This window comes from Acinetobacter sp. ANC 3929 (assembly GCF_000369405.1).
GTDB lineage: Bacteria > Pseudomonadota > Gammaproteobacteria > Pseudomonadales > Moraxellaceae > Acinetobacter.
Genome location: NZ_KB849994.1, coordinates 103,841 through 117,050 on the forward strand (window position 1 = coordinate 103,841; position 13,210 = coordinate 117,050).

14 protein-coding genes are annotated in these 13,210 nt (G+C 41.0%); all 14 read left to right on the forward strand.

The genetic code is table 11. The features are described from left to right. Window positions 1-7 precede the first annotated feature (7 nt). The 14 genes from F909_RS19175 to F909_RS19115 all read left to right on the forward strand — a co-directional run bounded on the left by F909_RS19175 (window position 8) and on the right by F909_RS19115 (window position 13,206). Entirely contained in the window at window positions 8-493 is a 486-nt protein-coding gene (locus tag F909_RS19175) for a hypothetical protein (protein WP_005144953.1), read from the forward strand. After that, window positions 494-880, forward strand: coding sequence for a gp436 family protein (locus F909_RS19170; protein WP_005144955.1), 387 nt, complete (start codon window positions 494-496; stop codon window positions 878-880). It begins immediately after the preceding gene. A 2-nt stretch (window positions 881-882) separates the two neighbouring features. Beyond that, a complete protein-coding gene (locus F909_RS19165; protein WP_005144964.1) occupies window positions 883-1,326 on the forward strand; it encodes a phage tail terminator protein in 444 nt (147 codons plus the stop codon). A gap of 7 nt (window positions 1,327-1,333) precedes the next feature. After that, the gene (locus F909_RS19160) at window positions 1,334-1,531 is read left to right on the forward strand and encodes a hypothetical protein (protein ID WP_005144966.1); all 198 of its coding nucleotides are present in this window, start codon (window positions 1,334-1,336) and stop codon (window positions 1,529-1,531) included. After that, entirely contained in the window at window positions 1,524-2,258 is a 735-nt protein-coding gene (locus tag F909_RS19155; protein WP_005144967.1) for a phage tail tube protein, read from the forward strand. Before F909_RS19160 ends, F909_RS19155 begins: the two co-directional genes overlap by 8 nt. 69 nt (window positions 2,259-2,327) lie before the next feature. Continuing rightward, on the forward strand, window positions 2,328-2,903 hold the full coding sequence (locus F909_RS19150; RefSeq protein ID WP_005144968.1) for a hypothetical protein: 576 nt from the start codon (window positions 2,328-2,330) through the stop codon (window positions 2,901-2,903). A 67-nt stretch (window positions 2,904-2,970) separates the two neighbouring features. After that, window positions 2,971-3,606 carry a hypothetical protein gene (locus F909_RS19145; protein ID WP_157407557.1) on the forward strand — a complete coding sequence of 212 codons (636 nt, stop codon included), beginning with the start codon at window positions 2,971-2,973 and terminating at the stop codon, window positions 3,604-3,606. A gap of 67 nt (window positions 3,607-3,673) precedes the next feature. After that, a complete protein-coding gene (locus F909_RS19140) occupies window positions 3,674-7,264 on the forward strand; it encodes a tape measure protein (protein ID WP_005144971.1) in 3,591 nt (1,196 codons plus the stop codon). Next, on the forward strand, window positions 7,264-7,686 hold the full coding sequence (locus F909_RS19135; RefSeq protein WP_005144972.1) for a hypothetical protein: 423 nt from the start codon (window positions 7,264-7,266) through the stop codon (window positions 7,684-7,686). The genes F909_RS19140 and F909_RS19135 overlap by 1 nt, the downstream gene beginning before the upstream one ends. After that, complete coding sequence (locus tag F909_RS19130; RefSeq protein WP_005144976.1) at window positions 7,670-9,628, forward strand: hypothetical protein; 1,959 nt, start codon at window positions 7,670-7,672, stop codon at window positions 9,626-9,628. The genes F909_RS19135 and F909_RS19130 overlap by 17 nt, the downstream gene beginning before the upstream one ends. 2 nt (window positions 9,629-9,630) lie before the next feature. Next, window positions 9,631-11,250, forward strand: a complete 1,620-nt coding sequence (locus F909_RS19125) for a hypothetical protein (protein WP_005144978.1) — start codon at window positions 9,631-9,633, stop codon at window positions 11,248-11,250. Window positions 11,251-11,303: 53 nt separating this feature from the next. Next, window positions 11,304-12,533, forward strand: coding sequence for a hypothetical protein (locus F909_RS0120055; protein WP_005144980.1), 1,230 nt, complete (start codon window positions 11,304-11,306; stop codon window positions 12,531-12,533). Beyond that, entirely contained in the window at window positions 12,533-12,814 is a 282-nt protein-coding gene (locus F909_RS19120) for a carboxypeptidase-like regulatory domain-containing protein (protein WP_005144982.1), read from the forward strand. Before F909_RS0120055 ends, F909_RS19120 begins: the two co-directional genes overlap by 1 nt. Then, the gene (locus tag F909_RS19115) at window positions 12,811-13,206 is read left to right on the forward strand and encodes a hypothetical protein (protein ID WP_005144983.1); all 396 of its coding nucleotides are present in this window, start codon (window positions 12,811-12,813) and stop codon (window positions 13,204-13,206) included. Before F909_RS19120 ends, F909_RS19115 begins: the two co-directional genes overlap by 4 nt. The last annotated feature ends 4 nt before the right edge of the window (window positions 13,207-13,210 follow it).

Below are 13,210 nucleotides of genomic sequence, written 5' to 3' on the forward strand. Positions count from 1 at the left end.
AATTTGCATGAAAGTAAAAGCTAGCATCGTGCAAAAGGGTAATTGGTTTTTTAACAAACTCGTTTCTCAAGCCACCAAGCTAACTGGCCATGCGGAAGTTGGTGTGTTTGGGGGAAAGCCACATATCACTGATTTGAAACAAGGCGGGAAGCGTTCAATTGATATGCCAGATCTTGCCGCGATTCATGAATACGGCGCACCTGGTCGAAACATCCCTGAACGCTCTTTCTTTCGTGCAAGTCTGCAACTGAACCAAAGCAAATATGGTCAGTACCTCATGGGGCAAATCAAGCCAATGCTTTTAGGTAAAAGCACCATGGCTGCAACTTGGCAGTTTCTTGGACAAGAGGCGCAAGCTGATGTTCAAACTTACATGATTAATGGAAAGTTTGTTCCCCTGAAGCCTAAAACAATTAAGCGCAAAGGTAGTAGCAAGCCTTTAATTGATACTGGCCAACTTCGTCAAAGAGTCAGTTATAGAGTGGTGAAATAAATGGGCTATTTATCCCGTGATGAACTTATTGAGCGTTTTGGTGAACTAGAGATAGTTAAGCTAGAACGCAATATTGCACGTACTGATGGTGAGCATCCACCAACATCAGTTAAAGCAATTTCTGATGCTGAAGAAATGGTAAATGGCTTTATAGCTGTTAGATACCCATTGCCACTACCAGTGACAACAGAGCCTGTGAAACGTGCTGTTGCAGTGATTTCACGTTATTTCTTGTACAAGGACAAACCAACTGAGATTGTGCGGCAGGATTATGAGGACATCATCAGTTGGCTTAAGCAAATTTCTGCAGGTAAAGCAGTTCTGATTTTCCCTGTTGCTGATGATCAGCCGGAGCGGATTATCGGGACAGGCATATTCGTGGTGTAAGTATGACAGCTATCAAAGACTATTTCGCAGTTGAGCCTATTTTGGTTGAGCAGATCAAAACTGGTATGCCTGAACTATTGGAGGTGAATACTCCGTTTACGATAGAAGCAATGCTTGAGAGTTCGAATAATGCGCCGTCAGTCAGTGTGATTTATTTTGATGATCGAGTTAGTGAGACTGTAAGTAACGGTAGTTCTTCAACCATATTTCAACAGTGGCTTGTTGTTTTATGCGTGCGTGATGCAGGTGCCCAATTGCAAAACACAAACAGTCTCCGAAAAGAGGCAGATCCATTCATTCGAAAACTATTAGACACATTGCAAGGCTTCAATCCTCAAATACCTGGTTATCGTATGTTCAAGCGTGCAAATTCACCTGTGCGTATTGGCAATTCGCCAGGCTTTGCATTTTTCCCTTTTATGTTTGAAATCCAAGCTTACACATGAGGTTTACATGGACAAGCAATACAAAGCTTTAAAACCCGTTGGCCGTTGGGCCATCGGGGAAACTATCGGTGCTTTGCCACAATTGCAAATCATCCAACTTCTAAAAGATGGTGCGATTGAAGAGATTAAGGAGATTGAAATTCCTGAATCCGAAATTAAGCCAACACAAAAGAAAGTAAATTCAGGAGAGAAGACAAATGGCTGATAGAACTTTATCGTTACAAGGTGAATTGTGCCTTGCAAAAATTGTAAGTGGTGTGGCGGGAGCATTACTTCCTATCGGTAATATGCCCACCTTAAAGCTCAATATCACAACCGATCAAGTTGATCATTATGATAGTCGTTATGGCTTTCGTGCTAAGGATGAAACGCTATACAAGCAAACAGGCGTAGGTGTTGAAGGGGATCTTGATACGATCAACGAAACCAACTTGGCTATTGTGATGAGTGGTAAAAGTATTGAAATTGCATCACAAACTATTACCGATGTTTCATTGGGTACTGTAACCACCAACGCTATGATTGATTTAGGTCATCGCAATTTAACTGGTGTAACTTTTAAAGATGGTTCAGACGCTGCAATTGATGCAAGTAAGTATGTACTTGATGCAGCTTTTGGTACTGTAAAATTTATTGAGTCAATCACTGGTGCTGTGAAGTGGTCTGGTACTGCAGCTGCAAAAACACGTACAACCATTGCTAATAATATTGGAACTGAGTACAAAGCTTTGTTCAAAGGGATTGATACTCTTAGTGGTGATAAAGTCGTGGTTGTTCTTCACCGTCTAACTCTTTCACCAGAGACAGAATTTGAGCTCGTCAATGAAGAATTTAATACATTCTCCATTACAGGTGAATGTAAAGCTGACAACAGTAAGGCCAATGACGCTGAATTAAGTGTTTGGGGCCATATTGAGCGTTTTTCAGTTTAAGTAAGCAACTACAGGCACAGGGGCGCATATGCGTCTTTTTTTGTGCCTGTACCTTTTAGGATTTTTTCTATGAATGACTTTTTTTTAGCAAACAATGAATCTTTACTACACACATTCATTGATCAGAAAATTGAAGTAAAACAGATCCAAGTTAAAAACTTAGATCGTTTTGCACAATATGCAAATAATATAAAAGATGGATTAAAAAGTTATTCAATAGAAACAATCACGCCGTTAGTTGAGCCTCAAATCCTTAATATCATGGGTATGTGTTCATTGGTGACAACTATGGAGCCGAAAACATTTGAAGCGAATACGGCGCAAACCAGAGCCATTGCAGAGCTGGTTTTAAAGATCATCCAAGTTAATGATGCATTTTTTAAAAAGCCTGAACGAAATCGAAAAACTAAAGGTAATGCTGTAAGTATAGAGGCATCATGGTTTGATTCATTTGGATTTCTAGTGGAGCATGGCCATTCAGAAACAGATATTTATAATATGTCTTATGGGGCATTCTTAGAATATATAAAATCTGCACAGCGCAGAGATAACCTGAAGCTTAAATCTATTGCTATCGCAACCAGGGTTGCAAACAATGCAAAGCAAAATGGATTTGAAAAATACATCAATTCATTAGGTGAATAACTTTTGAATGACACTATTTATTTCATTTGATAGATTAATCTCACAAATAAATTAAATGGTTTTGATTATGGGTATTAAATATTGCCAGTCGTGCAAAAAACCAATGAAATCCTCAGATTCAGAATGTAGAACTTGCGGTGAAAAATACAAGGGGTCATTTTTTTTACCAATTGCGATAATAATTGCATTGGTAGTTTTACTTGTTGGCTATGGCTGGTGGTCTTATGAACAAAAGCAGATAGAAGAAGAAAATGTCCTGAAAGCAAAGATTTCGGCATATACAATTGAACTTGGGAAACTTGATATTCCTAATAATGACGCTCAATTCATTGCAACATTGAGATATGCAGAAATTAAGGATTTGAAGAAAAGCGATTTTTCCACTTTAAAAACACAGGTGAGAGCTTTTGAGGATCAGCAGAAGCTAACAAATAATGTTATGCGATTAGCATTAGCTCAACCTATATCAGAACTTCAAAAAATCAAACGAGAAGTTGATCAAGAAAAATATAGTGCATGTTTAGAGGCAGGAAGAATGCTTTATAGTTTGTCCATGGGGGCATTTATTGAGGGTATGCTAACTTTCTTATCTAACGATAAGGGTGCAGATGATAAAATTACTTATTTATTCACCAAAAGTATAGTTCAAGGAAAAGAAGCCAACAAAGTGATTAATGAGTGTGAATCCAGAATTCCAAACTGAGTTAATAAACGTTTTAAAAAAACCGACTTTATAGGTCGGTTTTTTATTGCCCATAAAAGAGGAATATATGTCTGATTTAGTTTTTAAACTATTACTTGATGCTGATGTTAAAGATTACATCTCGAATGTTGATCGATCAGGCACAACAACCAAAGCAATTTTTGATGCTATTCAAAAAGAAGCTGAAAAATTAAAAGGTACAACAGAAGAAACATCTAAACAGCTTGGCGAGATAATTCCTAAGGGCACAAAAGAATTAGCTGATGCACTTACTGTATCACTCACCAAGGCTACTGGAATAATTGAAAATTCAGGAACTGAAGCCAGTAAAGTGGCTAAAAACTTTACTGATCTCGGTGTAAAGTCAAACAGAGCATTAGAACAATTAAAGCTAGATTTAACGCAATCGAAGCAAAAGTTATCAGAATTATCAGCTACTGATGCGAATCCTAAAAGTATAGCAATTGCTCAAAAATCTGTAGATCAACTTGAAAAAGAAGTGATGCAGGCGGATGCGGCTTTTAATAAATTTGAAGGTGCCGTATTAAATGCGAATAAAGAGTTAAAAAATTCTGAACCAGCAGCTCTTACAGCTCAGAAGGGTATCAATGGTTTAAAAACCAGTTACACATTACTTGCAACGGCGGTTGCTGCAGTCGGTATTGGAGTTGGTGTAAAGGATTTAATCCAAACAGCCGACTCATATACAAACTTATCTGCACGTATAAAAATCGCCGTTGGTGATACTGGAAATTTTGAAAGCGCAATGTCTGGCGTTCACCAAACAGCACTTTTAACAAATGCCAACTTGGAGTCAACAGCGGGGCTTTTTACACAAATAACCTATGTCGGAAAAGAAATGGGCCTTGCTCAAGAGCAAGTCCTAGGTTTGACCAAAACGATTACCCAGGCAGTACAAACAGGTGGAGGCTCTGCGCAGGCAGCAGACGCTGCTATTACACAGTTGATTCAGAGTTTAAATTCAGGACGGCTTTCTGGTGAGGAGTTCAATAGTGTAAGTGAGCAAGCCCCAGTAATTATGCGGGCTTTAGCTAAGGAGCTTGGTGTTACAACTGGTGAATTACGTAAGATGGCCGAAAATGGTGATCTAACATCCAAGGTTGTAATACGTGCATTGCAAAACCAATCTCAAGCTATTGATGAAGAATATAAAAAACTACCAATTACGGTAGAAAAAGCCTTGCAGACTATCCAGACTCAATGGCAAATAACAATTGGTGAAATTAATAAGGGTACTGGTACAACAGAAACAATTGCTAAAGGCTTATTGGTAATAGCGGAAAATCTGAAGATTGTTAAAACTTTCTTTGATGATATTGCGTTAGGTCTCAGTTACTTTAGTGAGCGATTTGCAGATATAGATCCAAGCACTATTAATGCAATCAGAGATACACTTTCTGACCTTTATCGGAATCTAAAGCAAGGTGCGAAAGATTTAATAGATTTTAGTGAGACTGTATTTAGTGCTTTTAGTAGTGCTTTAGATGCAGTATCTCCATTATTTGCAGCTTTATTAAGTGGTCAAGAAGATGTTAATGGACTGACTACAGCATTTAATGTCTTGAGAATGGGGCTAGCAGCAGTTAGTGATCTTGGTACAGGGCTTAATGTTGGATTAAAACTTGTATTGGCATCAATTCAATTTTTATCTGCTGGTATCTATGATTTAAGTGCATCAATTTTACAGCATATTCCTTTTATGGGGGCTTTAGCAGATCAGGCTGAAAAAACATCGGCAAGACTATTTGCTCAGGCTGAAAAGAATGCTCAACAAGCTGTGAAACTGTCAGAGGAACATAAATGGGCTGTGATAGAGACCTACAATGATATAGGTAAAACACAGTTACAGAAGGATCAAGAGGCGATAGCTAGTTCCAAGGCAAAACTTGAAGAACTGCTTAAAGATCAAAAAACTGAGGTCGAAGGCAAGAAAGTAAGCGAAGAGGAAAAGTTACGCGCCGTTCAAACGTATGCTGAAGCTGCGATAAAAGCTAATGGCGGTGTCATGGATGGCACCATGCAAGCCGATCTAATGACTAAGGGTTATATAGTCACATTGGATGAAGCTGGCAAAGTCGCTGTACAAGCATGGGATGCATCAGGTAAGGCAGCCAAGGAAGCAGCTGAGGCATCTAAGTTATCTATTGAGAAGGCTAAGCAAGCTGATGATGAATACACTGCATTTTTAAAAGAAAGTGCTATTCAGCGTGTGCAACTACAGAAACAGGTTGAGGAAGCTAAACGCACAGGCGATCTTAATGCCTTGAAGTCAGCACAGGATTCCTTGACGGCGATTGATGCCAAAGAAAAGGAACTGGCCGCAGTTAGAAAACAGCGAGCAATTGAAGCTCAGCAAGATGCTGGTGGATATGGCAAGGCAATTGAAAATGCAGCAAAACAAGGTGCATTGGCCTTAGGTGTTGATCTTGATGCGGCACTCAATAAAGTTTCGAGAGGCTTTAAGGAAAAGCAGGATCAAGTGAATGATCTTGCTGCAGGTGTTCAGAGACTAGGTGCAACGGGTGAACAAGCCGCGGGTATTATTTATGATGCTTGGACAAAATGGTTGGAAACAGCCAAGAGCCAAGCTGAAATTGATGCAGCGAAAGCCAAACTACTTGAGTTTGAAAAGCAGGGTGTTTTTTCTACAAAGCAAGTTGAAATGGGCATGTTGGCCATTAAACAAGTTACTGAGAAATTACCTAATGATCTTGATGAAGTAGGGAAGGCTTTCGATCGCCTAGGCATTAAAACCAAGGAGCAATTAAAACTTGCAGCAGAATCGGCAATTGCAGATTTCAATACAATTAAGGCAAGTGGTCAGGCAACATCAGAGGGCCTGAAACAAGCCTATGAACGAGTGATGCAAGCTGCTGCCGCATCAGGTGATCAAGCTGTTATTTCAAATGCTAAAGCCCAGGGCGCATCTGTTGGTTTACAGGCTCAGATTGATGCAACAGGTAAATCATCTGTTCAATCAACTCAAGAGATTGTAGATGGCCTTTACAATGTGGGTGAAACTGCACGAGGATCTGCTGCGCAAGGTTTTCGAGAGCTAGGCCGTGTTGCCCGCGAAGAAGCAAAAAGCACAGCAGATGAATGGGTTGATTCTATGGCTAAAGTTGATGCTGCACGGAAAGCGCAGGCAGCATCATCAGCAAAAGGTATGGGTCAAGCCATGGATGATATGAATGCCAAGGCGAAGGACTACGAGCAGCGTTTAATTGCCGCTGGAATGGACTCAGGACAAGCCAAAAGCAAAGCAGACAAGGCTCTACAAGCAATGTTGTTTGCATATCGCCAAGCACTCACACCAGGTTCTGTTACGGATCACAGCACACCACTTTTAAAAGAGATGGAAGACACGCTGAAGTACTGGGAGGGTAAGAAATCTGGATCTAGTGGTAGTTCGGTTTCAGTTGGTGGTAAATCACCTGCAGTGAAAGTACCAAACATTCAAGCGCCGTCTATTGAGTCACCAAAGGTGCCAAGTTCATCTGATTTAGGCAATCCAAAAACTCAAGTTTATCGCTTTGAATTCGGTGGGAAAGTAGTTGAATTAACTGGCGATCCATCGCAGCAAGACTTGGTTAATGACTTTTTTACTCAATTGGAACAAGCCAAAAAGAGGACATAATGAGACTTAACCGAAATTTAACCAATGAAACCGTCCAATTAGAGGACGGTTTTTTATGGTCTGATGAATTTACTTGGAAGCCAATTGAACAGAATCAAGAGTACGCCGTAGACGGTACCTTGATCATTCAAGAGGGCAAGAAGAAATCAGGCCGACCTATTACATTAACCCCGCCACCTGAACAAGGTTGGGTAAAGCGCTCGGTTCTATCAATCATTAAAGATTGGTCTGCACTTCAAAATGAGCAGTTCACTCTTATTTTTGAATATCCACATGACACACGTCAATTCAATGTGATTTTCAATCATTCAGAAGGCGCTATCGAGGCAAAGCCAGTGCTTGGGTTCCCAACAGTATCTGAGGGTGATTTCTACGAAGTCACTTTAAAACTTTTAGAGGTGCCAAATGCCGGTACAAACTAACAATCTAATTTTATATAAGTCTGAGCGTTTAACGGACACTCCCGACGGCGGCGGTAAATACTCTGGCCAAGTTGTCGTTGATGGGGAGAGTAATAACCTTTTCCCTGATGTGTCGGAACTGGACCGAACAATGGGCCGTGTATCGATGCGAAAGGTTTACGCAGGGATCAATAACAATGATACTGAGTTATTGATGGGCTCTACAGTATTCATTTCAAAGAATCCTGATGATCCGAATGTCTCAGCACTTTTGTTCAGCACTGAGAGTCATACAGATGTTCGCTCAAGTGCAGCGAACCGGGTAGAAAGTTATCTTGCAAAAGGTGCACAAGCTGTAGGTTCTTTGTTGGATACAGCATATTCAGGCATGAAGTCACTGCAAGTGGCCATGAGCAAGAACGAATCAGAAAACAATGTCGGCGATACGATTGTTCTTGTTGTGAATGAAGGGTTACCAACTGAAATCACTCAGTATGTCCGTTTGACTGCAGTATCAACACGTGCTGCTTTCATTCGTGTGAATAATGCTGACGTTGAATATAAGATTGCGACTTATGGCTTTCAGGATCCGTTGAGCCGTGACTTTATCGGTGTATCCGCTACACAGTGGTACAACAATACAAAGCCAGCAACGACTTTAAGAAATACTGTAGTCGCTGATTCAGGCAAGTATTCAGCAAGTGTGAATTTAAATGACAATGTGAATGTTGGCAGCTTTACTGTAGAAGCGAGTTCTATCTTTTCTCAGTTAATTCCATCTTCTCAAACTGAAACGCCGTTGTTAGATCTAAATGCTGTGAGTGAAAACCCTGCTTTGGTGGCAGGTAATTCTGGAACAATCTCAGTTCAGTACACCACAAACGTGAATACAGCTCAAAGCCTCTATATCGGTTCAAGCGTATTACCTGGCAGTGTTTCATTTACATTGTTTGGGCAGGCTATCATTGATAACGGCGGCACATTACGCACGGCGAATGGCACCCAGATTGGAACGATTGATTATCAGACAGGCCGCATCGTGTGGACCAATGCGATCGGAACGGGTAACGCCGTTATTACGATTACGTTTATCCCTGCATCAGCACCTGTTCAGCCATTTGAGTCATATGCAATTCCAGTAACACAAAACAACCAAGGTACAAACTGGACGAGTGTTTTGGTACCAATACCCGCACCTGGTGCACTTTCAATCTCGTACATGTCACAAGGTAAGTTTTACACCTTAAAAGACAATGGAACAGGGCGATTGGTTGGGGCAAGTGATTCGGTAGGTAGTGGATCTATTAACTATGCCACGGGTACATGGCTACTCACTACTGGTGCTTTGCCTGATGTTGGCACACCAATTTTGCTGCAATGGGGTAGTCCGATTACCACTTTTGCCCGTGCTAATTTACCCGTTGCACCTGCAGCAATTCCTTTCAGTTTGCCGCCTGGCACAACTTCAGGTGTCACGGTTACATGGCTACTTGAGGGGGTATCTAAAACCGCCACAAGTAACTCACAAGGTCAGTTTGTTGGTGATGCCACGGGAAATATTAACTATGCCACTGGTGAAGGAAAATTGATTCCTAATAAATTGCCGCAGAAAGGAGCAAACTTTAATTTCAACTTTGACCATGGCGATCCTAAGCAGCAAGTTAAATCGAATTTAACCCCTGATGGCAGTCAAAAATTAGTTTTCACAATTGGTACAGGTGTTGCGATTCAACCTAACAGTGTTCAGCTTGAAGTGCCTGTAACTGATGAACTCTCAAACCTAGGGCAAGTTTTGTATTTAACCGATAACCCGATCAATGCGACAACAGGCAATCTAGTTGATCCATTTGGCAACATACAAGGCACCATCACTTATGCCACTGGTTCAGTGGAAGTAACGCCTAGCTTGGATTCAACTGTTTATCACCGTGTATACACAACCGTCAGTTATGGAGCATCATAATTATGGGTTTCTATTTACCACAGACAGAAAGAATTGAATCGCAAAGTAAGATTCTAAAGGCTTTTGGTACCACGACAGTTAATGTGAAATATCGTGATAACCCTGGTACAGATAATGCAACCCTTCAACACACTGCAGATAAACTCAGTTTTGATTTAACAGCAGGTTTTAATGAGCAGATCCTATCGGGTGCGGTGCGCTTTAAAATTGGAGCTGACACCATTATTGATCGATCAGGGTTGATCTATCGTAATGTAGACAGTGCAACGGGTAGCGGTACTCAGTCTGGTACCATTCAATATGGCACAGGTATTGTTGAGCTCAGCAGCTGGACACCAAACGTTGATAACCAGATCACAATGCAGTCATTAACGACTACGACTGATATGTTGCCGATTCATCATGTGAGTTTTCGCACTCCGACTATCCCAATCCGACCAGGTTCTTTAACCGTGGTTGTAGCGGCGATGGCAGGTGGCCAACTCACTTTAACCGCAAATGAAGCAGGGTTGATTGAAACAACACAGGCACATGGTTTTATCAATTATGAGACTGGTTTTGTTGATATCTACTTTTACACAAAGACTGAAATCACTGTGGCCAATCGCCCAGCCATTGAAGCTGAAGAATGGTATTTACCTGAGCTTGAGTTTTCGGAAGCAGGTAAAACCTACATCAACGTGCCGTATTGGATTGATGCAACGAGCGTACGCTATAACGCCGTGGCGTATACCTACATTCCATTAGATAGCGATATCCTTGGTCTATCTGCTACACGTTTGCCACCAGATGGCCGTGTGCCGATTTTCCGAGTGGGTGATATTGGTGTGATTGCTTCATCTAAGAAACAGGAACTGCCTAGCCATGTTGCTGGGCAAACCTATGATCTGAATGATCAGCGTATTTCATGGTGTGAGTTAGAAGATAGCAACGGCGTAAAAGTTGCTTATGACATGTACACCGTTAACTATGACTTTGGCAAAGTAACTTTAAGTGGTGATTTTGCTTTGAATAGTCTGGTTGCACCGATCTTTGCTGCATACCGTTATCAAGATATTGGCTTGATCAATGATGTGCAGATCAGTGGCCAAGTGACTTTCACAAAGCCTGTAACGCACAACTACAGTAAAGATGATTCGATTGTTGGATCTGTGGTGGTGATTGGTGATATGTTCAGCCGATACACGAACAAGTTTGTTCAAGGGACTTGGAATAGCATTTGGGCAGATGAGCCGACAGGTCAGCCAATCACGCCAAATTACAATGATGCTTTGTATCCGATCCAAATCACAAACAAGGGCTCTATTCAGGAACGTTGGGCCTTGGTGTTTACCGATGCTACTTCATTCAGGATCATTGGCGAAACTTCTGGTCAAATTGGTATAGGTAGTACAACAGCAGATTGTATGCCCGTTAATCCTGTCACCAATGCGCCGTATTTCGTTGTGAAGAAAGAAGGATGGGGCACAGGTGGTTGGGCATCAAATAACGTTCTGCGATTCAACACAGTGGCCGCAATGTATCCTCTTTGGTGTATTCGTACAGTGAAGCAATCAGAACCAACAACCTTAAGTGATAACTTTCAAATCATGTATCGCGGTGATATTGACCGAGTTATTTAAACGATTACACCCAAAGGGCTGCATTTGCAGCCTTTTTTATTGAGTAAATGAAAATGGCAGCAGAAAACAAAGTTAAGTTTATTTGCAGTGATAATTTGAATGCACCACAACTCACTAATAGCTTTGGTGTGATGATTTCAGTTTTAGATGCGGCTTTAGTCAACGGTGTGACACTTCCTGCTATTGCCAGTGCTACGATTGACGGCGCAAATGTGCTTTTAAATTTTGGTGTTAATCATAATCTAAAATTATTTCAGGTCCTGAGATTATCTGTTTTTGTACCTACTGCTTTAAATGGTAATTTCAGAATTGTAGGGATTCCATCAACTACGACGATTGCTATTGAACTTCCTGCTGGTGTTACATCCATCACGACAGTAGGTACAGCTATCATTGCACCATTGGGCTATGAAAAAACGTATTCAGGCACGAATAAAGGTGCATATCGCAATGCAAATACAAGTGCAGAGCATCGACCATTTTTACGTGTAGATAACAGTTTAGATCCTGTATATAGCTCTACTTATGCAAAATACGCAAAAGTCGGTGTGTTGCGTACAATGACTTCAATTGATGATTTGACAGGTGAACAGATTCCATTTGATTCGAGCGCACCATCAAAAAATTGGGCGGGTTCTGGATCTGGAACAAGTGCGTATAACGGGTGGGCAAGATGGTATTACGCAAGAAGCTCAAACCCTTATGCAGGCTCTGCTGATTCTTCTGCACCACCTGAAGGTAGTCGACCTTGGATGATTGTAGGTGATGAAAATGCCTTTTATTTAATTACTACAACCGTACCCAATGAACTGCGTAAGATCCTTTATGGTTTTGGTGTTTATGATAACTACTTAGAAACAGCAGTTATTCCTTATTTTTTAGCTTCGACACTCTTATATGCAACTGTTGGTACATCTGTAGATTTTTCTGGTGGATCACCACAAAACAACCTCCCTTTAACTTATGGTCCATCTCAATCAGGTATTTTAATTTTTAATAATGTTGGTAAATCTACACAGGATGTGGCACTACCACAGCATGGGATATACACAACGGGTCGAACAAATACTTATGCAAATGCTTTTGTAGTTCGCCCCTATGTTTTGCTCTCTTCTAGTTACCTTGTGGGTGCGGCTCCATATATTCGTTATATCGACAAACAGAGAACAGATGCTGCTTTTTCAGGGATCTCATTCGAGAACACCATGTATGCTATAGATACTGTTATGGTGATTGGTGGTAGTGATGGTCGGATTGCATTCAATTTAGGGAGGCTTCAGTAATGGAAATACCCTTAGTGAGTACTAAGAATTTTGAAAATAACTTAGGTGCTTTAAATACCTTAGCATCTATAAAAGGCACAGTAAAAAAGCAGAATGTGATTTATCAATCGCGTGTTTATGTCTACAGCTTAAACGACAACTCGACACGAAGCGTAATGTCTAACATAGATGGGACTTATGAGTTCTTTGGTCTGGCTAAAGGCCGACATTATGTGGTTTATGCGCGAGACAAATTAGCGGATTTTAATGCTGTAATTCAAGATAGGGTGTTTGCAAAATGAGTGTGATTCCATCAGTGGCCGCAGGCTTAGCACAATTGCAAGCATTGGCAACATTCTTAGATACAGGTAGCGGCAATGCTACCTTTTCTTTTTATAACGATTCAAAACCCAGTAGTGTAGCAGTGGCCGCTAATCCAAGTGCAAAACTGGTTACGCTGAATTTGCCGAAACCATGTTTCAAATCATTGAATGCTGACAACATCGAGCTAAATCCAACGGATGCAGCAACTGTTACCAAGACTGGTACTGCAACATGGGCACGCTTGTATAACGGCAATGGTGACGGCGTTGCAGATTTCGCCGTGGGTTCCGACATTACTTTGGCTAACCCCAATTTAGTGCTCGGTAGTACTTTAATGATTAACTCAATCGTGCTTAGACCCACAACCTAAAATG

What these genes read in the sequence shown, in the direction of transcription:
- F909_RS19175 (WP_005144953.1), top strand. Translation starts at nt 8, where the DNA reads ATGAAAGTAAAAGCTAGCATCGTGCAAAAGGGTAATTGGTTTTTTAAC.
- F909_RS19170 (WP_005144955.1), top strand. Translation starts at nt 494, where the DNA reads ATGGGCTATTTATCCCGTGATGAACTTATTGAGCGTTTTGGTGAACTA.
- F909_RS19165 (WP_005144964.1), top strand. Translation starts at nt 883, where the DNA reads ATGACAGCTATCAAAGACTATTTCGCAGTTGAGCCTATTTTGGTTGAG.
- F909_RS19160 (WP_005144966.1), top strand. Translation starts at nt 1,334, where the DNA reads ATGGACAAGCAATACAAAGCTTTAAAACCCGTTGGCCGTTGGGCCATC.
- F909_RS19155 (WP_005144967.1), top strand. Translation starts at nt 1,524, where the DNA reads ATGGCTGATAGAACTTTATCGTTACAAGGTGAATTGTGCCTTGCAAAA.
- F909_RS19150 (WP_005144968.1), top strand. Translation starts at nt 2,328, where the DNA reads ATGAATGACTTTTTTTTAGCAAACAATGAATCTTTACTACACACATTC.
- F909_RS19145 (WP_157407557.1), top strand. Translation starts at nt 2,971, where the DNA reads ATGGGTATTAAATATTGCCAGTCGTGCAAAAAACCAATGAAATCCTCA.
- F909_RS19140 (WP_005144971.1), top strand. Translation starts at nt 3,674, where the DNA reads ATGTCTGATTTAGTTTTTAAACTATTACTTGATGCTGATGTTAAAGAT.
- F909_RS19135 (WP_005144972.1), top strand. Translation starts at nt 7,264, where the DNA reads ATGAGACTTAACCGAAATTTAACCAATGAAACCGTCCAATTAGAGGAC.
- F909_RS19130 (WP_005144976.1), top strand. Translation starts at nt 7,670, where the DNA reads ATGCCGGTACAAACTAACAATCTAATTTTATATAAGTCTGAGCGTTTA.
- F909_RS19125 (WP_005144978.1), top strand. Translation starts at nt 9,631, where the DNA reads ATGGGTTTCTATTTACCACAGACAGAAAGAATTGAATCGCAAAGTAAG.
- F909_RS0120055 (WP_005144980.1), top strand. Translation starts at nt 11,304, where the DNA reads ATGGCAGCAGAAAACAAAGTTAAGTTTATTTGCAGTGATAATTTGAAT.
- F909_RS19120 (WP_005144982.1), top strand. Translation starts at nt 12,533, where the DNA reads ATGGAAATACCCTTAGTGAGTACTAAGAATTTTGAAAATAACTTAGGT.
- F909_RS19115 (WP_005144983.1), top strand. Translation starts at nt 12,811, where the DNA reads ATGAGTGTGATTCCATCAGTGGCCGCAGGCTTAGCACAATTGCAAGCA.